The sequence below is a fragment of the Parabacteroides massiliensis genome, from assembly GCF_900155425.1.
Lineage (GTDB): Bacteria > Bacteroidota > Bacteroidia > Bacteroidales > Tannerellaceae > Parabacteroides > Parabacteroides massiliensis.
In genome coordinates, this window is the sequence record NZ_LT700189.1 from 257729 (window position 1) to 282720 (window position 24992).

The following is a 24992-nucleotide window of genomic DNA, read 5'->3' on the forward strand; positions in this document are numbered from 1 at the left end:
TGTTCAAAGATGAATCTCTATATTTTTAATGAAACTCGACGAGGTGCTGTATATGGTGTTGGAACCTATATAAGTGAATTGACTGGAGCATTGCAAACAAAAGGCATAAAAATTTGTGTGATAAATTTGTTCTCTGAAGTTCTTCAGGTTTATAGAGAAGAAATGAATGGTATCGATTATTGGCATTTCCCTTCACCGATACAAGAACAACGAACTTTTGATATAGAAAAACAACGGGCTTTATATTTTCGCAATGTTGTATATTTGCTTCAATTGCACATACAAGATAGAAAAAAAATGATATTCCATTTGAATTATCATCAAAATATATGTCTTGTTGAGGAGTTAAAGAAAGTATTTGATAATTGTAAAGTTATTTCAGTTGTACATTTTTCTGATTGGGGGGTTGTTGTTTTTGATAACTTGCAGCGTTTACGAGATATTTTGGCAGAAAAATTATCGGACAGTTTTGAGGAAAAACTGAAAAGATCTTTTGAAGAAGAAAAATTATATTATTCGAAAGTTGATCATATAATTTGCTTATCAGAGTATATGCAGGATGTTCTAAGTCGGGATTATGATCTTGATACAACAAGAATATCTATGATATCGAATGGCTTGGCTGAAGCTTCCAATATTGCAGTAAGTGATCTGTTTTTACGAAAGAAATGGAATTTGAGGAGTAATGAAAAAATAGTCCTTTTTGCCGGGCGTGTTGATGAAATTAAGGGGGTAAGTTATTTGATCAGAGCTTTTCGTGAAGTCTTGAAAATAGAATTAGATTGCCGTTTAATTATAGCTGGTAGTGGTAATTATGATTTGTTTTTCCAAGAAATTCAGGATATTTGTACGAAAATAACATTCACCGGTTTGTTGGATAAGAAGGAGTTATATGAATTGTATCGAATTGCTGACGTAGGTGTGGTGCCTTCTTTATTCGAACCTTTTGGATATGTACCGGTTGAAATGATGATGCATAAGTTACCTATTGTTGCTACTGCGACATCCGGTTTAAATGAGGTCGTGGATGAAAATTGTGCTTTGAAAATTCCACTTATAAGGTATTCTGACAGGGTTGAAATTGATACAAAGTTGTTAGCTGAGAAGATTTTGTATATATTATCCCATCCAAAAGAAGCACGTAAATTAGGAGAGAATGGCCGTAAAAGATATGAGCAGATGTATACTTCGGAAATATTTGGTCAAAAGATGATTCAATTTTATCAATCATTGTAATTAAACTATGGCTGTATTGGTTTCTGTTATTATGCCTGTTTATAATATGGCAAAATTTATTGAATCGGCAATCAATAGTATATTCCAGCAATCCTTTTCTGATTTTGAATTGATTGTTATTGATGATGCATCGGAAGATGGAACAGATGCGGTAGTTCAGAGTTATAAGGATCGGCAGATTATATTTGAACGTAATAGCTGCAACGTAGGTAATTATGTTTCCCGAAACAGAGGAATGCAACTGGCACAAGGAAAATATATAGCTGTTATGGACGCCGATGATATTGCCATGCCGGATCGGTTGGAAAAGCAGGTGGCTTATTTGGAAGAACATTCGGGTGTTTTGGCGGTGGGATCGGGATGTATATCGTTGCCTGGGGGAGTTTTGAGGAATGGGGTGTCTTCTTATCAGGAAATTCAGTTAGCTTTATTGAATAATAATTGTTTTGTACACTCTTCTTTGATGATCCGAAGAGAAATTTTGTTGAATTTAAATGGTTATAACGAACGATATTATTATTCGGCTGATTATGATTTGGTTTGTCGATTGGTTGCGGCAGGGAAGGTTGAATGTTTAGCAGACCCTTTAGTCGGATATCGTTATCATCCTTTTCAAATATCAGTTTTGCACAAAGAGAAGCAACAGTTTTTTGCGGATGAAATACGCCAGAAGTATCAAATGGATTTTATTAATCGTTATAAAAGAGTGAATCAGTCTTTAGTGGGAAGGGCGGAAGTGGCAGTTCCTTCCATTGGACAAGCGATTGCTTATTATACGTATGCTTTATATTCTGGTGATGTACGGTATGAACAAAAGGCAGATGAGTTGCTGGATCAGGTTTTTTCTGTTTTGTCAGCTGTAATTCCGGCTCGATTGGATTGTGGTTTGTTGGGGATTACTTGTGGTTTGATCTATCTGTTGCAGAATAGTTTTATAAAAGGCAATGAAGATGTGATTTTTGAAGAGATAGATGGTCTATTATTTGGTGAACTTTGTTTTTTAGTGGATAGGGAAGATTTTGACTGGTATGGATGGTTATATTATTTGCGACTTCGTATATCCCGTAGATGCCTGTTGAGGCAAGAAGCACAAAAGGGTATTTTCTGCAAAAATCTGGATTTCTTACTGGATTGTCTGATTAGTAAAATAGAAAAGGGACAGGCACTGGATAGAGAAGTCCTTTTTGAAATAGAACAGTTTCATCAGTCAAATACATGCAAAGAAAAAACTGCTTATATATTAGCTGCAAATGGAAAAGAATAGAGTAGAAGAGTATACATTGGATGTCATTACTGCGATTCTTACCGTTTGGAAACGTAACCATCTGGAAGAACAATTGCAGGCTTTATTGGGACAAACGGTTGTCCCTTCACATATATGGATCCAGCAGAGCCAGCATCATGTTGATGTTAGTGTGATTGTAGATAAATACAAGGATAGGGTTTGTTACTCTTGTTGGGAAAATAATCCTGGCGTATTTGGGCGTTTTGAATCTGTTATTCAAGTGGAAACTCCTTATATCTTTATTATAGATGATGATATGATACCGGGAGAAATGTTTATAGAGAATGCGTTAAGTACCTGTAAACGTTTAAATGCGATTATTAGTCCTCATGGTAGATTATTGTCGTCGGATGCGTGTCAAACGAAAATATTTGTTGGAGACGGATATCAATTTCAACATAGTTTTTGTTTGGAAGATACAGAAGTCGATTTTGGGAATAATGCTTGGTTTTTTAAGAAAGAATGGATTTCTTACTTTCTATCGAAAACTCCGTTGTATCGGAACAACGGTGAGGACATTCATTTTTCTGCTATGTGTAAACTATTGGGCAATATCCCGACTTATGTTCCTCGGCAAATTGTGCCTGTTGAATCCGGAAATGTGAAACGATATTATTCGGCGGATGAACATGCTTTGCATTTGAAACCATTGTTTAACAAAGAAAGGATTGATGTTGTCGAACGATTCAGAAATATTGGATGGCATTTGCGATTAGAGAAGAAAGGCGTAGAACAATGGGAGGACCGTTCATGTGCAATTTCGGTAGTTATGGCTGTGATAGAAAAAGATGCAGGTATGGCCATACAAAGTATATTGCAACAAACTTGGGTAGATTTTGAATTGATTCTTGTTTGTACGGATAAGAGGGGCATATCTTTAAATGGGGAAGATAAAAGAATTCGTTGGGTTGAGACAAAGGAAGAACTTTCGAAATATGTTTTGCTGAATATCGGCTGTGGCGTGGCCAAAGGGAAATATATTTGTATGATGGAGTCGGGATATGTTTCTTTTCCGGATCGATTGCAATCGCAATATGAATTTATGGAAGAGGAACAAGAGGTTGTTGCTGTAGGGGCGACTTTGGATGGTGAAAATTTGTTTTTGCCAACTGTCATTGTCAGACGGGATGTTTTACATCGAGTAAAATATTATGATGAATCTATTGGAAATTTAGCAGAGAATGATTTGCTTTATCGTTTATTACAAGTGGGTTCTATCGTACTTTTTGAGAATGTGTTTGTAAGTAAAACGGAACAGCCTATAAAAGTTAATTTATAAGTATGATAAAACTATCTCCTCCTACCTCCAACTCGAATCCGCTGACTGCACTTCTTCGTGTCTTCGCATGATCGCGAAGGTTTTTGCCGGACCTTTTTCCAAAGTAGTACGGGAGTTTGGCAATGATATCTTCAGCTATTCCTAAGAATTGATCTCCTGTGTCTTGCTGGTGGCAAGTAATGAGCTTTGGCCAAGCGAAAGCGTCGGCTTAGTATTAAATTTGGTAAAGAAAAATGGGATAAGGGAGGTTTTAATGCGTATATAGAAGAATTTTAACAGATAGTGTCCTTCTGTTTAAAGCAGATTTTTTTTGTAAGACACTAGTAGGATGTTCCTAAGATGTTTATAATTATTGAGTTATGCTTAATAAAACGGTTTGAGAAACGATATGTAACTTTTGGAAAATGTCCATTTCTCTGTAATAAGTTTCGTATACTTTTGCTTATAAAAAAACAGTGAAACCATGAAGCATATTTATATAGGGGCATTATGAAATTGTACAAAAGGAGTTAGATGAGGGATTGTCGTGGTTTCGTATTCGTAATGCTGAACCTTGTCGGAATTGTCTTTATCAATGGCTTTGTCCCCCTCCGTCTGATTATGAATTGAAAATCGGGCGTTTAAATCTTTGTCATGTTAAATAATCAAGCAAATTTATACATAATGAAAAAAATATTAATTCTCATTTCTATTACTCTGTTTTTTTTGTGTATAAGTTGTGAAGAAAAAATACAATCTTCTAGTGAGTTCGCATTGATTAATGTGGATAAAAATTATTCGTTTAAAGAATTGATTCTACAGAATTTTATGGATGTGGAATATATTCTATTAGAAACGAATGCTGATTTTTTGTGTGAGGGGTTTGTCCAAGATGTAGGAAAGAAATATATCATTGTAAGAAACTTTAAGCATACAGGTGATATTTTTATATTTGACCGGCAGGGCAGAGCTGTTAAGAAATTTAACCGAAGAGGACAAGGCGGTGAAGAATATGTTCTTTTGCTTGAAGTTGTTTTGGATGAAAAGCGTAGTGAATTGTTTGTGAATGATTGGGGACGTAAAATTGTAGTTTATGATTTAGATGGAAATTATAAACGGAGTTTTAAAGCGAAAGAGAATGCCAAATATCGTATGATGAGGAATTTTAATGAAGATTACTTGATTTGTTACGATGACTTGATTCCTGATGTAGAAACAGAGCCAAAGCAAGCAATGCTTCTTGTTTCCAAGCAAGATGGACAATATCAAGAAATAAAAATGCCATTTGAAAAAAAAGAGTTACAACAGTGCTTACTCCGCGTGATAAAAATGGGATGGTATATGGCGCATGGGCTCAAACAGATTATCCATTTGTTCCTTATCAGAAACAATGGATATTAATGGAACCTTCATGTGACACTCTGTATGTTTTATCAAAAGAACTTCAGAAAAAGCCCCTTATTATAAGGAATCCTTCTATTCAGACTATGGACCCAGAGAAATTTTTGTTTTTAAGCATTGTAACAGATCGGTATTATTTTATGGAGATTGTGACAAAAACATATAATTTTGGAACAAAAGAAGGTTTTCCTCGTATTAATTTAGTCTATGATAGACAAGTGAATGAAACACATCGTAGCATTGTATATAACGGGGATTATACTATAAAGGAAGATGTACAGATGAATTATATCCCGTTGAATCAAGATATTGCTTCTTGTCATATCATTCCGGCTCATGAATTGGTTGTCGCCTATCAAAAGGGGTGGCTGAAAGAAGGACGACTGAAAGAAATCTCCGCAACATTGGACGATGAGTCTAATCCTGTATTGATGTTTTATAAGCATAAAAGAAGGAATAGATGCAACATTCAACAATAAGATATCATTTGCATATCAATGTAATAGTGTTTCTCAAGCCATTTTTCCCAACTATTGATTCCGCACTGAAAATATATTGTTTAGGGGCATATTGATGAATTATTGCAGCCAAAAGAGAAGACAACGTTACTGCATATTTTCTTCTATGGAACACATGCATTGCCAATTTCTATATGTGTGCCTGTAATTCGTTCTAATTCACGTTTGTATCTTGTAATCCGTTTTTCGAGTAATACTTTCTCGTCTATACCTACTCTTTCCGGATTATAAGTTGTTTGGTTTGCAACCATGGCAAAGAATATCTCGGCTACCTTGTGGGCAGTGGCAATGACTGCGGCTTTACCTCCGGCCCGTGAACGTATTCTGCGGTAGAAGTTCCCCAATTGGTTCTTCGCATTGGCGAGCGAAGAAGCGATACTTCTAAAAATCAACCCGACATTGTTCCGACGGTGTGGCACGTGGCTTGATATTCTTTTTCCTCCTGATATCTTGGTGTTCGGTGAGATGTTGCACCAACAGCAGAACTGTTTGGAAGACGGGAACTTCCGGGTAAAGTCGTGCCCCAGTTCACTCATCAGTTCAAGTGCGGTCAGGTGGCTTATGCCCGGTATCTCAAAAACGTTTACTCCCCACATTTCGTATGCTTTCCTTTCCACGTCGAAGCTCACGGTATGCCTGGTCTTTTTATAATCGCGGCGTTTTTTTGCCGGGCTATATGAAGTATCTTCCACTTTGGCAACCTCCGCACGGTAGTTTTCCATGAGTTTCTCCAGTTCTGCATCGCACTCGCCAAGTTGGGTACAATAATGTTTGAAAGTATCATAGTTTTGTCTGAGGACAAACATGAGGTCTTCTTCCCAGTTGCCCTCAAGTGCCTTGGCTATTTCCTCTTTCGGGGTTTTGCACTGGATGTCAGCCAATTCCGCAAGTTTCTTGGGGTCACGTTCACCTGCAAGAATGGCCTCGATGATACGTATGCCGGATTTTCCCGTGATGTCAGACAGGACAAGCGTAAGTTTTATATTCATCTGCTGCATGGCTTTCTGCATACGCAGGACCATGCTTGAGGCTTCACGGGAGAGGGTGTCACGATGACGGGTAAGTGTCCTCATCCGTTTGGCGTCGTTGTGCGGTTGGAAACTTGCCTTGAGCAACCCGTACTGGTGCAGCAACATCAGCCATTCGGCATCCGACTCGTCGGTTTTCCTCTCCGTTATGTTCTTCACATCCCTTGCGTTGGTCAATACGACATCCAGCCCGTCCTCCTGAAGACGACAGAACAGCGGTATCCAGTACACCCCGGTGGATTCCATTGCGACTGTCTTTATGCCACATTCCCTAAGCCATGCCGAGATGGCATGTAGGTCGGATGTATATGCTCCGAACGCACGGTTGTTGTCCTTGGAGCGGTCAGCAGGGATGCAGACCTGCATGATACCGTCCGCGATGTCTATCCCAGCCGCATCGGGATTGACTATCCGAAGTTCCGCACCTTTGGCGCTCTTGACTTTTTTTGCTTTCTTTGCCATGGTAATATCGTTACTCTTGTTGATGGATAAATGGCATAAGCCATGTCCTGTCGATGAGCATTCTTCTATACGGCCTCTGACGACCAATCTTCGATTCGCAGGACAAGGAGCCATACTCTTTTGTGGGATTGAAAACCCAAGAAAAAAACGGCTTGCTTCTTATGCCTACAGCAAAGGTAACTAAAAACGTTTCTGCCGCCATAGGCGGCGGAAACGTTCTGTGTTCCACTCTGATTTCAATCAAGACAAAGGCTTGGCTTTACTCTTTTCGCTGCTATATATAATCGCATTTTTGTTGAAAAGAAGAAAAAACGATTTCCTTTCATGATATCATAATGGAATAGCAGCATAGAATTTTATTATCATCCTCTCTAAAAATATTTCCTTAGCATTTTTTTGTTGCATAATATTTTATATATTTGCAACAAAAAAGAATATACAATCCGTTGAGCCCAATATTACAGATTTAGCAAATAGCTGGCTCGAATCCTATAAATTGGATTATAAACTCGAGCAAGAGTCTTTGAATGAAGAGATTGACAAAGCTCTTGAAGACTACTTCTCTAAAAATGGAGGTGCAGGAGGTAAACGCCTGAAGAGTGCAGACCGAATCCCAGGAGAGTTGCCTTTTGTAACGGCCGGTGAAGCGGACGAGGGCATATCTGATTTTATCGGAAATGATGTGGCTCTCTTCTCTGAGAATACTACTACGATAGATATGTTTGGTTCTGCGAAATATAGGAATTATCATGCCAATGTTAGCACGATTAAAAACATGTAACGATGTTATTCGGATGGGAACGAATGGTGAAATAAATTTATTCGAAAAAGCAGAATATCATTCACTTGCAAAAATGTTTGATACAACTGAGCAGTAAATAATATACATGTATGATGGACTTCAACGAATACATACGCCAAGGTGAGCCGCAGAAGCGGGAGAAGGGTTACGCATGGCAGACCGCAATAGGGTTGCAGGCCGTCGATGGCTTGAAGCCTTCCGACTACTTGATTGAGACCGCACGTAAAGATATTGAGGGCGAGATTACAATTGACGAAGCCGAACAGCTTATTCGTAGCTATTATCAATCGAAAATAGCACATACGCCCGAAGATGCAGAAATCCACGAAGCGGATATGGCATCGACCAACATCCGTCGACTTCTTACCGAGAAAACTTTTGCTTTTACACTTGTCGGACTGACATCGATTCATCGTCGGATTTTTGACGGAGTTTTCAAATTTGCGGGGCAAATCCGCGATTACAACATTACCAAAACGGAATGGGTACTGTGCGGTGATACGGTGCTGTATGTTTCCGCTCCAGATCTCCGCAAAGCGATCGAATACGACTTGGAACAAGAACGCCAGTTCGACTATTCAAAAGTGGACAGGAATGGATTAGTGAGCCACATAGCCAAGTTCGTATCGGGATTGTGGCAAATCCATCCGTTTGGTGAGGGAAATACCCGAACGACTGCCGTGTTCACAATTCTCTATCTGCGTTCTATGGGCTTTGACGTAACAAACGACCTGTTCGCCAATCATTCGTGGTATTTCCGTAATGCGCTGGTACGTGCCAACTACCAAAACGTGCAAAAAGGCATCATGCGTAATTCCGAATATTTGGAGCAGTTCTTTCGTAATCTTCTGTTGGGTGAAAAGAATGAATTACGGAATCGATATATGGTGGTTAATGCTCCGGAAGAATTGAGGGCAGAACAAGTACAGCAAATCGACCGTACAAGTACCGAACAACCTACCGTACAAGTAACCGAACAAGTTCGCGCTTTGTTATTAGCTTTGTCAAACGAACAATTATCGTTAAAAGCATTGATGGAGAAAGTCGGTCTGAAACATCGTCCGACATTTTTGGAGAATTATATAAGCCCCGCTTCCGAAGCCGGTTTTCTCAAGGTGCTATATCCAGACAAGCCCAATCACCCGAGACAAAAATACCTGCTTACGGCAAAAGGGCTGGCTTTATATAACGAAATCAAGAAAATGTGTAAGCATTTGAAGAACTACAGGTGTTGAACCTTTCTCAGCGACAATAGCAACTGTCACTATGAACCTAATAGTTGCAGTTGCTATCGTTTTGTTGAGCCTATATGTTGCGATTGGGGTCGATTACCGGATTCTGCTGCAGTTTGTCTGGTTAACACGCTTTCCGGATGTTGCAACTTCCATTTGTGCGGAAGCAGGTTCAGTAGTTCCTCATTGGTAGCCTTCTTATGATAAGGCATTCGTGCAATGATGTCATTCTGGTAATCCCTCGGATTTACATCATGTGCCTTGCAGGTAGCCAGCAGGGAACAGATTACAGACATGTTGACGGCCGCCTCGTGGTTGCCGCAGAAGAGGTAATTCTTTCGTTCCAGCGTGATGGAACGGATGACATTTTCCGCCAGGTTGTTGTCCCATAACAGGTGTCCGTCTTCCAGGCATCGACATAGAGCATTCCCGGTTTGTGTTTGACAACACGGGTTACCTCTTCGCCTATTCTGCGGTACAGGGAAAGGTCCACGCCATCCGGCTTAATCACCTCGGTTTCAAGTATAGGTAGGTCTTCTATCATTTTTCGGTTCTGCCGTTTCCGGCTTTTTCCCCCGGCGGATTCCTTTTCTGTCTTTTCCACCGCTTCATCACGCTTTTCTTCAGCCTTTCGCTGCAGGCCGGCAAATTCATCCGCAAAGATTACCAGGTCACGTCATTCCATGGGATAGCTGTTTGATTCAGGATCGTATTCCGGTAGTTTGAAGCGACCTGCCTCCAGCCGTTTGACGTACATCACCATGCCACCGTCTTCCGCATGAAGCAGTTTTATGAGTTTGCGGCTGGACCCGACAAAAATGAACACGTCTCCATTCTTCACTTCGCTCCTCATCTTCTCATGCACCAGTCCGCACAGCGAACTGATACCCTTGCGCATATCTGTTCTGCCGGGACACAGAAAGTAGCGCATCGTATCGTTCAAGCTAAACATGGCCACCTTCGAGACTATGGGTTCAGTTCTATCAACAATTTCTCGGATCCGCTCCCGAAGTGGGCACGGAGTCCGTTGGGAAAAAGTAAGGATACACCCTGCGGTACCTGTTCTTCCAAGGTCAATTCCGCAGTTGGTTGCTTGAAGCTGATGGGAGCCAGCTCATGTTTGCGACTGTCGTTCTCGGCAGCACATTTTTTACGCCAGTAGTGATAGGTTATAACTTACACCTATCTGTTGCAGGTACAACTTCAATGGCAGGTCGCTTTGTTGAACCTGTAATTCTAATTCTTCAAATTCGGATCTGTTCATTACAATTAGGGGGTGATCATTCAATGACCCCTGAAATATTTCTTTATTCTGAAATTATTACTGACAAATATGATTTTATGCGGACGTATGAAAAAGCACACAATGGAAAAGAACAAGATTTGGTTTACGACAAACAGCAGAAAGCAGTTTTCCATTATACACTTTATAATAGGGATTACAAATATCAGAAATATTTAAGCTTAAAGGGAAAGAACATCAACGATGAGATCGTTTCAGTGGAATCACTTGATGCCTTTGATTTAATCAGAGACAACAAGAAAGGGTACTTACAAGGAGAATTAAAAGAAATTGCCTCTAAAATGACAGAAGAGGACAATGCGGTCATCTTGCTAATGAAGTGCAAAAAATAATACCATTATGTCAGCAAATAACCTTGTTCAAATAGAAAAAGATCTGCAACAAATTGCCGATAGTATTACCTATTTGCCGGATAAGGCAAAAAACTTATATATGATGTTATTTGAGATTTACTGATACGTTCGGGATATAAAATGACTACGTTCGGGATATTTGCGGTTGGTATGTTTACTTTGTAAATATTACATTTGTTATCTTTGAGTTGTGAATCTTAAATATTATTGATATCAATCTTATGCAAATTGGTGATACTCTAAATTGTCATTATATGCATTGAATAAAAAAGGGTACGATGATTTATCTTATATCAGATTTCATCGTGCCTTTTATTGTTTATTATTAAGAATATATGAATGAAAATATGTGATGTAATATTATATTTTATTTCGTTTATTGTTAGTGCAGGATGTAGATCTAATAGTGAACAGTCAAAAGTGATTGTCTCAAATAATATCATCAATGTGGATAAAGCTATTGATGATGGTTGTGATACATTTTTACTTAGTGATGTGGCAAGTGATATAGATATTATTCCGTTGGAGTTTGATGAAAGATATGTCTTTAACAATATCCGGAAAATTTGCATTGATGGAGATGATTTATTTTTGACCGCTGATCTTTCTGTTATTCTCCGTTATAATCGGAATGGCAGGTTACTGAATGCTGTCGGACGTTCTGGGGTAGGACCGGAAGATTATTTGCATTGTTTTGGAATAAGTCTTGATCCTGAATTGAAACGGGTATATGTGGCTTCCGGTTTCTGTTCAGAAAATAAGATAAAATCTTATACATATTCTGGAGCTTATCTCGGAAGTATAACTGTGGCAGAAAAAGGTTATAGTATGCTTGGTAGCGAAAGTGATTTTTATGATTATAAACAAGGGTTGCATATTTTTAGGAGGATGTTACCTTTGATGGATGGTGGTAAAGATATTTGGTTGTTGCAGATGCAAGATACGGCGGCAAATGTACTATCCTCTTTCTATAATAGCGTGGATTTAGCATATATAAATCTGATTAACGGGAATACTTTCGGTTGGGAAGATGATTTTAATTTAAAATTTTGGACGGAGAGAAGTCCTGTTTATAGTTTTTATCAAGATGATATGAATTTCGTATTTGAGGGGAATGATACTATATTCAAGTATGATTTTTTAAGTCAAAAGTTAAATCATGAATATATTCTGTACACAAATTACTCTCATGATATAGAAAAAGAGCGTAAAGCAGTTAAGTCTTTTGAAGAATGCCGGTATTTGAGAGTTGATGATATGTTTGAAACTTCAAAATATATATTTCTTTCGGTGGAAAAAGAGAATGCTTGCTTTTTAGTAAGATATGACAAAGAAGAAGAGTCGGCATGTGCGATTAAAAATGAAGGTGAAATTAGAAGTGGAGGTATCAATGGTACTTATTTTAGAGTAGTTAATCCCCCCGGATTTATAAATAATTTATCTGGAGGACCTGTTTTTTATCCGGAATTTAAAACCGAGAAAGAATGGGTTAAAGTTTATTCAGCAGAGGAATTATTAGAATGTATGGACAAAATAAAAGAAGAAGATGTTCTGATGCTAAATAAGAAAGAAAAATTATTATCAATACTGTCTTCTTTGAAAGAGGATGATAATCCAATATTGTTGGTCGTTAAACTAAAATAGTCTTATATTATATGAATGAAATCCAGCTAAAGTCTCAAATAGCATTTATCAATCGGTATAAAAAATAAAATCAATCGCTTTCAAAGAAATTGTGAAAGTTTATCCGATGTGCCGTTTGGCAGTGGTTGGTTCTACCGGTAATTGGGATTTTGTCCGAAAAAATTGTTACCCGATATTGTCTAAAATTCATTTTACAGGTGCGCTTTCTCCGGAAGAGGTGGATAAATGGTACCAGATTGCCGATATAGAGCTTTTGTCCTCTTATACGGAACAGTGTAGTTATGTAAGGTTGGGATAGTTTTAAGGATGAATTGGTAATGGCAACGCTCTCATTGTTGTACTCTCTTGATGAAAGAGGAAAGGAAAATATTGATGTTACGTGTCAATATAAAAATTCTTTGATGGATAAGGTAAAAAACTTATATCTGATGTTGCTTGAGATTTTCTGATACGTTCGGAATATCAAATGGATACGTTCGGGGCATTTGCTGTCAAATTGTTTGTTACGTAAAATACAGATAGTTAACTTTACGGAAATGATAAAAAATGTAATCATGAAAAGTGCTTTTTATAATCAATCTGATGAAAATACAATTTATCGAAATACTATTTGTTAGCCTTGTCGTTTCATGCAGTAGCCATGATGGTAAAAATAAAACTGAATCTTTGGTTGAAGAAGACAGTATCGTTCGTATCAGTATACCAGACGTATTAAAAGAAGAAAAAGTGGAACTTTATCTTAGTGGCGAAACGGATAAAATTGATATTGTTCCTTTAGAGACAACAGGACAGTCCTTGTTAAGTACTATAGTGGATGTATTTATAACAGATAAGGAGATTTTTATATGGGACTTAAAAAATGGGATATTTAGATTTTCTCATGATGGCACTTTTCTTAACAAAATAGGAAAACGTGGACAAGGTCCTGGTGAATATCTATATGTGAACCAACTGATCGTAGACCGGGATAAGGTATTGATATCTGAAGCAGGAAAAGAAAGTTCTGCAACAAAAAGAATTCATGTCTATGATTTTCAAGGACAGTTTTTGCAAACAATCTTAACTCCTAAATTATTTGTTGGAACATTGGGGACACTCTTATTCTTTAATGATGAAAAATTTGCAGTAGATCCTATCGCAGTATTTGATGATTTTCGTAAAAATTATTGGACTGTTGCTTTGTTGGATAGTTCCTTTAATATCAAAAAAGAATTTTATAATCCATCTTTCAAAGGACGAGAAAAGGATATTTGGGAGAATCGTTCTTTGTCTTATGGATGGAAGAACTTTTGGGAAGAGTCTGGCCCTTTCATTAGTATATATAAAAAGAATATGCACGTTTGTTTTTATCAAGAAGATACTGTCTATTTGTATGATAAGATAGAAAAAGAACTTAAGCCTAAATATATTTTGAATATGGGGAATAAGCCGGCTTTTGAAACTTCGCATCAATTTATTAAAGATCTGTCATTCTTTAAGTATATTTGTTTGTATAATATATATGAAACTCAGGAGAATTTTTATTTTGTTTGTACACGAGGTGACAAACTTTACAATATCCGTTATTCCAAAAAGAGTGGGGAGACTTTTATTAAAGAAAAACAAGCTGTTTTGCGGGAAAAATCATTACCCGGTTCACCCGGATTTATTCTTCGGTCTTATGATTTCCGTCGCTTAACTTTAAAGAACGATTTATGTGGTGGTGATTTTTATGTTCGATTTACACCTTCTGATAAATATTGGGTTTCAGTGATTGAGCCATCAAAAATAGAAGATCTTATGGTAGAAATCAAAAATGGGAGAGTTAAGAGTGAGGATTTGAAAAGGGAATTTATCAAGAAACTGGATATGATGAAAGAAGAGGATAATCCGATACTATTGATTGTAACTTTAAAATGACCATGAAATACTATAGATAGAATGAATTTTAGCTTTGCTGATACGTTCGGGATATCAAATGGGAACGTTCGGGACATTGGCTGTTCATTTATTTGTGGTATAAAATACGAATAGTTAATTTTAAGGAAACGATAAAATTTTAGGAATAGTTTCTAAATCATTATTGTTGATATATAATATTTAAAGCATATGAAAGCAATTGGTCGATTAAAAATTACTCAATTGAGTAAAGCTGAGTTGGGTAAGAGAGAGTTAAACCGTTTGGTCGGTGGTGAACGTTGTTGTCTTTGTGGATGCCATTATGAAGATAATGGAGGTTCTTCTACATCGGACAATAAAGGTGCTAATAACTCAGGTGGTGCAAGTGGGCTCTATTCTCCTGGTGGTGGAACTTCTGGCAATGCAACAGGTTCCTTTACATAATATTTAATGACAAATAAACCTAAGATTGTCAATGGAAGGGCTGTTATTATAAACAAATATTCCATTGACAATTTTTTATCTGAAAGTTATGGAAATTGTATATCTTATTTGTTTCTTACTATTGTTAGCTTGTAGTGAAAAAGACAAGAGAGAAGAATGCGTAAACGAAATGGTTGCTGAAATCAAGATTCCATCGAAACCTAAGTCAGTTTATAAATCTGAATATCTTTTGAGCGAAATAGCTTCAACGGTTGATTTTGTCCGGTTAGAGATCACGGATAAGTCTTTACTTCGTAATATAATGGATGTGAAAATTTCGGAACGTCACATTTTAGTCCATGATGTCGAGGGGGTATTTTTGTATACCCGTAATGGGAAGTTCTTGTCTAAGATAGGCCAAAAAGGGCAAGGACCGGAAGAATATACCTCAATAATGCTTAGCATTTTAGATGAAGAGCACAAGGAAATATTCTTGTTAAGCGGACAAGGGGGAATGAAAGTCTATGGATATGACGGATTATTTAAAAGAGTTGTTTCTGATACAAATCCGAAAGGATGGTTTTATATGGCCAATCCTCGATTTTTCTTATGGCAAGGATTTTGGTTTGTGAATAATCGTTTCCCATTAACCTATCCGGCAACTGATCTTTGGACATGGTCTTTGGCTGATAGAACCTTTAATATAGAAGAAAAATATTATAATCCAACGGTGTTAGAGCATAAAGATAGAATAGAGACACAGATAGGGGTTCTTTTGAATGAGCCATGTTTGTCTGAAAGTGAATATGCTACGGTGGATTTCTATGATGGCAGTTTTAAGATGTGTTATTTTGCCGGTGATACGATTTATAAGTATGATGTGGCAAGCCGGACTTTTGTTCCTGATTATATTTTGTCTTTTGAAGAAAAACCAACATTTGAAATGGCCTATAGTTGGGGAAAACAAGATATTCGTTTCTTTGATTTTTTGTGGAAACATGATTTTTTGGTATCGAAAGATTATCTTTATTTGTTTTTAGGAAGGAGGGAAGATTCTTATATCGCCCGATATGATTTGAAAACAGGTGGTATACAGTATTACGTATTCGACAATAAGGTAAACGAGAGGAGGCCAGCTCCCGGTATCATCCATCGTATATTGGACAAGCGCAAATTATTTTTTAAGAATGACCTTTCAGGTGGTGGTCTTTTTCATGTCGATTACAAGTCGGAGAATGGAAAATATGTGATCGATTGGATGGATTCTGAAGATATTGATAAGTATATAGATGTAGAAGATTTGAAAAAGGAGACTGTTAAAATTCCAGATTGTAAAAATAAACTCTTGAAACTGTTGGGACAATTGAGTGAGGATGAACAAATAGTGGTGATCGCAACATTAAAATGATTATATGTGTATGATATCAATAAGATGGCTTTGAAATTTTCTGATACGTTCGGGATATCAAATGGGTGCGTTCGGGACATTGGCTATTGATTTATTTGTGGTATAAAATACGAATAGTTAATTTTAAGGAAACGATAAAATTTCAGGAATAGTTTCTAAATCATTATTGTTGACATTTAATATTTAAAGCGTATGAAAGCAATTGGTCGATTAAAAATTACTCAATTGAATAAAGTCGAATTGAGTAAAAGAGAGCAGAACCATTTAGTTGGTGGTGAGAATTGTTGTATATGTGGATGTTTAGGACCATCAAGTTCGTTTGACAATTCTGGTGCCAATTATATAGGAGGTGCCAGTGGTTTGATTACTCGTCCAGGAATAGGTGGCGGTTCCGGCTCCTATGGCTAAATTATAGAGGTGCTGTAATACTTAAATAGATATATTTATGAAACCTTTTTTGTCCTTTGTACTATTTGTTTGTGTTATTTTTTCGTGTCGAAGTGCAGATCGAAGAACTGATGCTACTTTAGATTTATCTGAAAATGTGGAGAAATGTATTGATGTTGTTGGTACGTTAAAAAATGCTCAAAAACAATGTAAACAATTCCTATTAAGTGAATTGGCTGAATCTGTGGATATTGTGCCTTTGGAATTTACAGAGCATTCAATGATTTCTTCTATTAAAGATGTGCGAGTTTCTGATAATAATATTTTTGTTCATGATATAAAATCCGGTAAAATATTCAGGTTTGACCGGAAAGGGTATTTTATCAATTCGATAGGAAAGGTAGGGCAGGGACCTGGAGAATATATTCATCTGTTTTATATGGATATTGTCCTTGATAAAGAAGAAATCTACTTATATACAAATGTGGGGATGATGATTTATAATTTTGACGGTCAATTTATTAAACATATAGATGAAACACTACCTTTTGATTTATTTAATACGTTAGAACCACGTTTCTTTATACATAATAATCTGGTGTTCTTGAACGATCGTATTCCAGTTCAATCCAAAAAGGATTTATGGTCTTTGGCGTTAGTCGATAGTCAATTTAAAGTCGATAAAAAGTTTTATAATCCATCGTATGTTGGTATGGAGGACGAAATTATAAGTCATGGAACAAAATATGATAAACATGAAAATTATTGGACTGATGGGGATTTACTTGTCGATTTTCAGAATGATTGTTTTACATTGAGTTATTGGGGGGTAGATACAATATTTAAATATGTAGATTCTTCTGCTGAATTGGAGCCTATCTATAATTTGTATATGGGGAAAAGGCCCGCATTTAGGGTTTCTCATGAATGGATTAAGTCAGATGATTTTTGGAGATATTTCTGGTTGTATGATTTTTGTGATACAAAAGACTATTTATATTTGTCTGTGTGCGTAGATGAGAATAAATATAATCTTAGGTATGATAAACAAAATGGAAATGTTTCTTTTGTAAAAGATTTTGTTCAATTCCGTGAAGCGAATTTGGCAGATTTTCGATATCGGAGGATTAAAAATCCGCAATTTGAATTTGTAAATGATTTTTTCTCGAATACAAAGTTTATCGTGCAATATAAATCTTGTGGATATTATGTATGTGAGGTTCCTGTAGAAGTGTTTAATAATGAGGTTTCTAAATATGGTTTTGCCCCTAATGATTTACAAGAAGAGGGGAATTCTGTTCTATTGATTGCAACTTTAAAATAAGTATTATGAAAAATGAAGTAATAAAATTAGACAATAAGCATTCTTATCTTTATTCTAATAGTCATAAGATGTTTATGCTCTACAAAAATGGGCGAAAGGATGATTTTTTTGTTGAAGATGGGATAACTTTTAAGACAGATTATTCTTCTGAGGCAATAAAAATGAATTTGGCAAACTTGCGTCAACTTTTGATTGAAGTAACAGATACGTGTAATCTGCAATGTAAATATTGTGGTTATGGCGATTTGTATGCTAATTATGACAAAAGAGAAGCAAAATTACAACAATTTGCTAATGTGAAATTATTGATTGATCATCTTAGCGATTTGTGGAGGTCGGAGTATAATACTTCCTATAATAAAAATATTACTGTAGGATTTTATGGCGGTGAACCTTTGATGAATATGCGTTTGATAAAAGAGACTATCGCTTATTTAGAATCCTTGCAGGATGTGAACGTTAGCTTCTCATACAATATGACAACAAATGGTGTCTTATTGGACAGATATATGGATTTCTTGGTAGAAAAGAGTTTCAAGCTTCTCTTTAGCTTGGATGGCAATGAGTATAACTCTGGTTATCGGGTAGATAAACAGGGAAAGGGTTCTTATTCTAAAGTATTTACCAATATAAAACTTATGCAATCGACTTATCCGGACTTTTTCGATAAGAATGTCAATTTTAATGCTGTACTACATGATCGAAATTCTGTAGAAGATGTGTTTGCTTTTATTAAGCAGGAATTCGGTAAAACGCCTCGGGTTGCGGAATTGAATACAAATGGGGTGAGCGAAAAAGGGAAAGAGGAACTTAAACGTATGTTCAATAGTCGATATGATAGTTTTGATAAAGCGTCTGATATTTTTAAGTCGCAAGAAGAGAATCGAATGGAAGATTCTGCATCTACTTTTTTTCATACATTTGTTCGGGATTTTACCGGAAACTACTATAATTCTTATATTGATTTGTTTGATTCGGAAGATAGTACGACTTATATCCCAACCGGAACCTGTCGTCCGTTCGAGCGTAAAATATTCCTTACCGTAAATGGAAAAATTCTCCCTTGTGAAAAGATGGGGCAGAATCATGTTCTGGGGACTTTGAAAGATGGAATCCTTGATTTGGACTATGAAAGGGTTGGAGCTTATTATCACGATCTGTATGAGAAGGTGATAAAAAATTGCAAGACTTGTTTCTTGCAAAAGGCTTGTGGGCAGTGTATGTTTTTGCTGGAAGAAAAAGACGGAAAGTTGGTTTGTCCGGGTTATATGGGGAAGAACAGGTCGGCTGATTATTTTGCCCGTTATCTTTCTTACGCAGAAGAACATCCGGATTTGTATGAGTTTGTAATGAGTAATATTGCTGTTGATTAAAAATATAGAGAACATGGAAAACACAAAGAAATATTGGTTTTATCTGGAACCTTACACTTTTATTTTGGGAGAAGAAGGTCAATTTGTGGTTTATAATACTTTAAATTCTGCTTATTTGCATGCTCCTGAAACTCCGTTGGTGTCGGAGATATTGGCTTCGTTAAGAAAAGCCAGCAATGGATATTGCCTGGTTTTAAAGGAGGAACAGGCTTTGGATCCCATCTTTTATAATTTTGCATTACAAGTGAGGAATAGTTTTTCCGGAGATATTGTAGAGACAGAATCTGATATATCTAAACCTTTTTTATTCAAACCTATGTTGTTTTTGAATACCAATATACGGAAGGCTCTGGAAGAAGATCTTACTTTTCTTGGTGAACGGATTTTGGAAAATCTGAATGAAGTATCTTTATTTCTTCCCGGATCGTGTAGAGATGGCTGTTTCGGCTGCCAAGATTATTTTAAGCAAACGCTTCATTGTGCTTGTTTCGAAAAAAGAGGTTTGACTGTTGCTGATTATTTGTCTCTTTTGTTGGATATGAATACAAGTGGTGTCAATAAAGTCAATATATTAGGAGGGAATTTGTTGAGAAGTGACTGTTTTCATGATATATACCCAACACTGTCCGGTTGTAAATTCAAAAAGTCATACTATCTTTATTTTGATCATCTGACAGAAACTTGTAAGGACTGGCTGGAAGGGGAAAATTCAGAATTGGTTATTTCTGTCCATTCTGGTTTTGACAAAGAAGCAGTAGAATGCCAAATGGGTTTGTTTTCTTCTTATCCTGTTATTTGGCAATTCATTGTTTCTTCGAATGCGGGTGTTCAGGAAGTGGAGGCATTGAATTTTCCATCTTCTGTCCAAATCGAGATGAAACCTTTTTATACCGGTGAAAATATTTCATTCTTCAAAGAAAATGTATTTTGTTCGTTGGATGATATCCTTGTTGAACCGATTAGCCGTAAGGCGATTTTCAGACGGCAGACTTTGAATGAAAATTTCTTTGGTAAATTAACGATCGTTCCTTCCGGTGAAGTCTATGCAAATGTGAATTGTAAGCCTATAGGTGTCTATCCGCAGGATTCATTGAAGAAATTTGTTTTTGAAGAATTAGTGCATTCGACTGCGTGGTTTCGTTTACGGGATAAGCAGCCATGCAGTGGTTGTGCGAATAAATTTTTATGTCCTTCCATCTCTAATCATGAATTGGTGACGGGAAAAGAAAACTTCTGCTTGGTAAAAGAATAAAATTGTTAAATGGTAAATTCGGATATATGAATGAAATCCAGCTAAAGTCTCAAATAGCATTTATCAATCGTTATAAAAAACAAAATCAATCGATTGTTGAGGAAGCAGATCTTTCTTATTCTGTAGGCGGAGCATTTTTAGTCAGTCGAAAGGTGCATCTGCAGTCAGGTGGAGAAAACGAACATTTCTATGGTTGGGGACCGGAAGATGCGGAGCGGGTGAAGCGGATGGAGATATTGGGATTGCCTGTTTATCGGGCAAGTGGGCCGTTATTCCATTTATATCATCCTCGCAAGGAAAATTCTTGGTATGGAAGTGCCGACATTGAATTGGAGAATCGTCAGGAATTTTTGAATGTATGCAGCATGACTCGTAGTGAATTGCAAAAATATATTCAAACCCGATAAAAATAATATCAGGAGAAATGAGAATGGAGATAATGAAAACTTTTAGTTTTGAACAAAGAATGGTTCATCACCTAATCCTGAAAAGTCCCTTCATTAATGATTTGGGACTGTTTCACGGGAAGATGGGAATCGCTCTGTTCTTTTTCGAATATGGCCGATCTACCGGTTGTGATGTATACACCGATATAGCGGAAGAACTTTTGGATGATATCTGGGCACTTATCGATGCAGAACTGTCCATCAGTTTTGAATCCGGGTTGAGCGGGATTGGCTGGGGAATCGAATACTTGTTGCAGAACCGTTTTATAAGTGGTGATGGAAATGAAGTCTGTGAAGAAATGGACCGGATTATTATGCAAACGGATTTGTGTCGTTTGGATGACCAGCGTTTAGATACGGGATTGGAGGGACTATTTTATTATGTCTCGGCCAGAATGCAGGGAGCGGTTTCTCAAAAGAATCCGTTGCCATTCGATAGGCGATATCGGGAAAATTTACACCATGTAAATACTGTTTTTGATATGGATGATTTGGATGCGTTTTATAATCGGTATCCGGTGTCTGTCTCTCCTTTTTTGAGTTCTACCCTTTTGACAGAAGAAACTTATGTTTCAGCATCTTTGGGGCTGAAAGATGGGCTTGCCGGTTTTTTGTTGAAATAACAAATATAATGATTATGAAACATTTGTATATAACGAACGATTATGAAACCTCTTCCGGTAACGGGATCAGTACTTATATCCGGCAGTTGATAGCTTGTTTGTCCGGTGCAGATATTACGATTGGAATGTTGGTCTTTAATTCCGAGAAGGATGTTTTCGACATAGAAGAAATAGATGGAATCCGCCATTTTCATTTACCTCCGTTTCAAACTAAATCGATTCAAGATCATTCCCGGATCATCGATAAATTCCTCCGGTTGTATATTCCGGATTCTCCGGATAATATTTTTTTGATTAATTATAGCCCGTGCTCCCTATTGATGAAGATGATTCGTACATCGCATCCTTTGTCCAAACAAATTTATGTGATCCATGATATGGCTTGGACGTTACATTTATTTGGGGATGTTGACCGGTATATTCGAATTTTGAAACAAAAGGATCGGAAATATGTGGTTGAACGATACGCCTATCTGTTGGAAACTTATCGGGAAGAGGTTGAAATGTGTCGGTATGCAGATCGGGTTGTCTGTTTGTCTGAAGATACGTATCGTTTGTTGGAAACATCTTATTTCGTAGGGCGGGATAAATTACGGCTGATTCCGAATGCTTTGTTTGAACGAACAGTTTTGTGGTCAGAGAAGCAGAAGATGGTTTTTCGGAAAGAGATGATGTTGCCGGATGATGAGAAGATATTGCTTTATGTTGGTCGTATGACGGAACAAAAAGGCTTTATGGTTTGTCTCGAAGCTTTCAAAGAAATTGTGAAAGTTTATCCGATGTGCCGTTTGGCAGTGGTTGGTTCTACCGGTAATTGGGATTTTGTCCGAAAAAGTTGTTACCCGGTATTGTCTAAAATTCATTTTACAGGTGCGCTTTCTCCGGAAGAGGTGGATAAATGGTACCAGATTGTCGATATAGGGCTTTTGCCCTCTTATACGGAACAGTGTAGTTATGTAGGATTGGAGATGATCGCTCATCGGTTGCCGGTTGTAGCCTCGGATGGGTTTGGAGTACGCTGTATGTTTCAAAAACAAGAATATGTACGGGTTGCTCATATTGGAAATGTAAATCAAGCCGATAGTTTTAAGGATGAATTGGTAATGGCAACGCTATCATTGTTGCATTCTCTTGATGAAAGAGGAAAGGAAAATATTGATGTTACGTGTCAATATAAAAACTCTTTGATGGATAAGGTAAAAAACTTATATTTGATGTTATTCGAGGTTATCTGATACGTTCGGGATATCAAATGGGTACGTTCGGGGCATTTGCTGTCAATTTGTTTGTTGCGTAAAATACAGATAGTTAACTTTACGGAAATGATAAAAGATTATGAAAAACATCAGAAAGTTAAAAATTACACAATTAAGCAAGGCTGAGTTGGGTAAGAGAGAACAGAACCGTTTGGTCGGTGGTACGAAATGCTGTATTTGTGGTTGTGGAGGCCCGTCTTCTACTACAGATAATCATGGCGCAAATACAAGTGGTGGTGAGCATGGTTTGGTGAGTCCTGGTTGGAGTGGACTCGTAGGGGGAGTATACGCTTGATATTAGGATTGACTAAAAATGGTCAGGGTGGCTAAATCTGTATATTAGAACATAGATGACATGCCTCTTTGGCTATTTTTTATATTTAAAGTATGAAATATTATATGTTATTTTTATCTTTTTTTGTATCATGTATAAATCTATCTAAAGAAAAAGATATTTCTTCAAAAGATTTGATTTTGAAAAATATAGATTTGATTAATGGTATAAAGAATTCTGTCTCTGTTTTAAATCTTAGTGATGTATCGGAAAATATTGATATTGTTAAGTTGGAGTTAACAGAGCAATCTTTGCTTGGAGATATAGAAAATGTTTTTATAACTAATAATGATATTTTTATTGTTGATTATAAAAATGGTATTCTAAGATTCTCAAAAGAAGGTATATTTTTGAATAGAATTGGTCGGAAAGGGCAAGGACCAAGTGAATATTTATCCATTCCTCAAATGATCGTAAATGAAAAACTTTCATTAGTATATTTATTGACAACAAGAGGTCTTAAAGTTTTTGATTATGATGGTAAATACATAAAAACAATACCAAATACCTTGTTCGAGGATTTATTTTTTAGTCCTAATGGTAGGATCTTATTTACAGGTGAAAAATTCTTCCTAAATAATCAATTGCCAATACTTTTTCCTAATAAAGAATTGTGGACTTTAGCTTTAGTGGATACCTCCTTAAGTGTAGTAAAGAAGTTTTTTAATCCCTCTTTCAGGTTTTATGAGAATGAAATAAGAGAAAGAGCCGGTTCTGGAAATAGTTTGGTGAGAGATCAATGGACAGAACAAACAAAAACTCATATTGATTTTTATAATGATGATTTTAGAATGATTTATTATGGTGGTGATACTATTTATCAATATATTAAAAACTCCTTTTCTCCATGTTATATATTGGATTTAGGCGAGAGGCCCTCTTTTGAAATGTCTCATGAATGGTTGAAAAAAGTAGAATTTTTTTCTTATCTATGGTTGTATGATTTTTATGACACAAAAGACTTCTTTTATTTTGTTCTTGGTAAATCGAAAAACCTGTATACTGTTAAGTACGGGAAGAAGGATGGTGAATTGCAATCATTGAATAGTAAAAGTCAGATTATTGAAATGAAAAATCCGGCTTTTATACATAGGCGATTTAAGTATATGTTTGAGTTACATAACGACTTGATAGGTGGAGAATTTAAAGTTGATTATAAAACAAATAAATATTGGTGTGATATTATATATCCATCGGATTTGTTGAAGTATTATAATATAGAAGATATAAGAAATGAAAATGTTAAAATGAAGACAAGTAGGGATGATTATATTAAGATGTTAATGGATGTAAAAGAAGAAGATAATCCAATATTATTGATTGCAACTTTAAAATGAATATGAAATACTACATATGGGATGAATTTTATCTTTGCAGATACGTTCGGGATATCAAATGGGAACGTTCGAGACATTTGCTATTGATTGATTTGTGGTATAAAATACGAATAGTTAATTTTAAGGAAACGATAAAATTTCAGGAATAGTTTCTAAATCATTATTGTTGACATTTAATATTTAAAATATATGAAAGCAATTGGTCGATTAAAAATTACTCAATTGAATAAAGCAGAGTTGGGTAAGAGAGAGTTAAACCGTTTGATCGGTGGTGCAAATTGTTGTCTTTGTGGTTGTCATTATGCAGATCAGGAAGGCTCTTCTACCATAGATAATGGCGGAGCTAATAATAGTGGTGGTGCAAGTGGGCTGTATTCTCCTGGTGGTGGTGCTCAGTTTGGAGTAAGAGGATAATTTATAAAGTGGATT

25 protein-coding genes and 2 pseudogenes are annotated in these 24992 nt (G+C 36.5%); 24 read left to right on the plus strand and 3 right to left on the minus strand.

Features of this window, described 5'->3' with window-relative positions:
- The first annotated feature begins 9 nt into the window (after positions 1–9).
- From BQ9893_RS01120 to BQ9893_RS21045, 6 genes and pseudogenes are all read left to right on the plus strand, one after another.
- Positions 10–1236, plus strand: coding sequence for a TIGR04157 family glycosyltransferase (locus tag BQ9893_RS01120; RefSeq protein ID WP_075964352.1), 1227 nt, complete (start codon positions 10–12; stop codon positions 1234–1236).
- 7 nt (positions 1237–1243) lie between these two features.
- Positions 1244–2500 carry a glycosyltransferase family 2 protein gene (locus BQ9893_RS01125; protein WP_075964353.1) on the plus strand — a complete coding sequence of 419 codons (1257 nt, stop codon included), beginning with the start codon at positions 1244–1246 and terminating at the stop codon, positions 2498–2500.
- The gene (locus BQ9893_RS01130; protein ID WP_075964354.1) at positions 2487–3800 is read left to right on the plus strand and encodes a glycosyltransferase family 2 protein; all 1314 of its coding nucleotides are present in this window, start codon (positions 2487–2489) and stop codon (positions 3798–3800) included. The genes BQ9893_RS01125 and BQ9893_RS01130 overlap by 14 nt, the downstream gene beginning before the upstream one ends.
- 503 nt (positions 3801–4303) lie before the next feature.
- Positions 4304–4444 (plus strand): annotated as a pseudogene (locus BQ9893_RS22595) (TIGR04150 pseudo-rSAM protein); the annotation flags it as partial.
- A gap of 19 nt (positions 4445–4463) precedes the next feature.
- Entirely contained in the window at positions 4464–5180 is a 717-nt protein-coding gene (locus tag BQ9893_RS21040) for a 6-bladed beta-propeller (protein WP_167369821.1), read from the plus strand.
- Positions 5180–5659 (plus strand): hypothetical protein, encoded by a 480-nt coding sequence (locus BQ9893_RS21045; RefSeq protein ID WP_081415340.1) that lies wholly within the window; start codon positions 5180–5182, stop codon positions 5657–5659. Before BQ9893_RS21040 ends, BQ9893_RS21045 begins: the two co-directional genes overlap by 1 nt.
- A 143-nt stretch (positions 5660–5802) precedes the next feature.
- On the opposite strand, the gene BQ9893_RS01140 is transcribed toward BQ9893_RS21045, so the two are convergent.
- Positions 5803–7188: an IS110 family RNA-guided transposase gene (locus BQ9893_RS01140; protein ID WP_075964355.1), complete on the minus strand. Its 1386-nt coding sequence runs from the start codon at positions 7186–7188 to the stop codon at positions 5803–5805.
- Between the two features lie 523 nt (positions 7189–7711).
- On the opposite strand from BQ9893_RS01140, the gene BQ9893_RS01145 reads away from it, so the two are divergent.
- Positions 7712–7969, plus strand: a complete 258-nt coding sequence (locus BQ9893_RS01145) for a hypothetical protein (RefSeq protein WP_208610789.1) — start codon at positions 7712–7714, stop codon at positions 7967–7969.
- A 110-nt stretch (positions 7970–8079) separates the two neighbouring features.
- The gene (locus tag BQ9893_RS01150; protein ID WP_075964356.1) at positions 8080–9225 is read left to right on the plus strand and encodes a Fic family protein; all 1146 of its coding nucleotides are present in this window, start codon (positions 8080–8082) and stop codon (positions 9223–9225) included.
- A gap of 53 nt (positions 9226–9278) precedes the next feature.
- On the opposite strand, the pseudogene BQ9893_RS21955 reads toward BQ9893_RS01150, so the two are convergent.
- Positions 9279–9632 (minus strand): annotated as a pseudogene (locus tag BQ9893_RS21955) (IS66 family transposase); the annotation flags it as partial.
- Between the two features lie 266 nt (positions 9633–9898).
- Positions 9899–10174, minus strand: coding sequence for an IS66 family insertion sequence element accessory protein TnpB (tnpB, locus tag BQ9893_RS21960; protein ID WP_075964358.1), 276 nt, complete (start codon positions 10172–10174; stop codon positions 9899–9901).
- A gap of 137 nt (positions 10175–10311) precedes the next feature.
- Between tnpB and BQ9893_RS21870 the strand changes: the two genes are divergently transcribed.
- From BQ9893_RS21870 to BQ9893_RS01250, 16 genes are all read left to right on the plus strand, one after another.
- Positions 10312–10857 carry a hypothetical protein gene (locus BQ9893_RS21870; RefSeq protein WP_208610790.1) on the plus strand — a complete coding sequence of 182 codons (546 nt, stop codon included), beginning with the start codon at positions 10312–10314 and terminating at the stop codon, positions 10855–10857.
- 360 nt (positions 10858–11217) lie between these two features.
- A complete protein-coding gene (locus tag BQ9893_RS01180; protein ID WP_075964360.1) occupies positions 11218–12522 on the plus strand; it encodes a 6-bladed beta-propeller in 1305 nt (434 codons plus the stop codon).
- 91 nt (positions 12523–12613) lie between these two features.
- A complete protein-coding gene (locus tag BQ9893_RS01185; RefSeq protein WP_139322550.1) occupies positions 12614–12820 on the plus strand; it encodes a hypothetical protein in 207 nt (68 codons plus the stop codon).
- Between the two features lie 284 nt (positions 12821–13104).
- Positions 13105–14421: a 6-bladed beta-propeller gene (locus BQ9893_RS01190; protein ID WP_139322551.1), complete on the plus strand. Its 1317-nt coding sequence runs from the start codon at positions 13105–13107 to the stop codon at positions 14419–14421.
- A gap of 189 nt (positions 14422–14610) precedes the next feature.
- Positions 14611–14844, plus strand: coding sequence for a TIGR04149 family rSAM-modified RiPP (locus BQ9893_RS01195; RefSeq protein ID WP_075964363.1), 234 nt, complete (start codon positions 14611–14613; stop codon positions 14842–14844).
- Between the two features lie 88 nt (positions 14845–14932).
- Positions 14933–16231: a 6-bladed beta-propeller gene (locus BQ9893_RS01200; RefSeq protein WP_075964364.1), complete on the plus strand. Its 1299-nt coding sequence runs from the start codon at positions 14933–14935 to the stop codon at positions 16229–16231.
- Between the two features lie 192 nt (positions 16232–16423).
- A complete protein-coding gene (locus tag BQ9893_RS01205; RefSeq protein ID WP_075964365.1) occupies positions 16424–16639 on the plus strand; it encodes a TIGR04149 family rSAM-modified RiPP in 216 nt (71 codons plus the stop codon).
- A 37-nt stretch (positions 16640–16676) separates the two neighbouring features.
- The gene (locus BQ9893_RS01210) at positions 16677–17942 is read left to right on the plus strand and encodes a 6-bladed beta-propeller (protein ID WP_075964366.1); all 1266 of its coding nucleotides are present in this window, start codon (positions 16677–16679) and stop codon (positions 17940–17942) included.
- A 5-nt stretch (positions 17943–17947) separates the two neighbouring features.
- Positions 17948–19315 carry a radical SAM peptide maturase gene (locus tag BQ9893_RS01215; protein ID WP_075964367.1) on the plus strand — a complete coding sequence of 456 codons (1368 nt, stop codon included), beginning with the start codon at positions 17948–17950 and terminating at the stop codon, positions 19313–19315.
- A gap of 13 nt (positions 19316–19328) precedes the next feature.
- Complete coding sequence (locus tag BQ9893_RS01220; RefSeq protein ID WP_075965349.1) at positions 19329–20567, plus strand: TIGR04150 pseudo-rSAM protein; 1239 nt, start codon at positions 19329–19331, stop codon at positions 20565–20567.
- Between the two features lie 26 nt (positions 20568–20593).
- Complete coding sequence (locus BQ9893_RS01225) at positions 20594–20974, plus strand: galactosyltransferase-related protein (RefSeq protein ID WP_081415387.1); 381 nt, start codon at positions 20594–20596, stop codon at positions 20972–20974.
- Positions 20975–21033: 59 nt separating this feature from the next.
- Entirely contained in the window at positions 21034–21636 is a 603-nt protein-coding gene (locus BQ9893_RS01230; RefSeq protein ID WP_167369822.1) for a lanthionine synthetase LanC family protein, read from the plus strand.
- 14 nt (positions 21637–21650) lie between these two features.
- Positions 21651–22871, plus strand: coding sequence for a glycosyltransferase (locus tag BQ9893_RS01235; RefSeq protein ID WP_167369823.1), 1221 nt, complete (start codon positions 21651–21653; stop codon positions 22869–22871).
- A gap of 100 nt (positions 22872–22971) precedes the next feature.
- Entirely contained in the window at positions 22972–23187 is a 216-nt protein-coding gene (locus tag BQ9893_RS01240; RefSeq protein WP_075964371.1) for a TIGR04149 family rSAM-modified RiPP, read from the plus strand.
- 92 nt (positions 23188–23279) lie between these two features.
- On the plus strand, positions 23280–24563 hold the full coding sequence (locus tag BQ9893_RS01245) for a 6-bladed beta-propeller (RefSeq protein WP_081415343.1): 1284 nt from the start codon (positions 23280–23282) through the stop codon (positions 24561–24563).
- Positions 24564–24752: 189 nt separating this feature from the next.
- Positions 24753–24977 (plus strand): TIGR04149 family rSAM-modified RiPP, encoded by a 225-nt coding sequence (locus tag BQ9893_RS01250; protein WP_075964373.1) that lies wholly within the window; start codon positions 24753–24755, stop codon positions 24975–24977.
- Positions 24978–24992 lie beyond the last annotated feature (15 nt).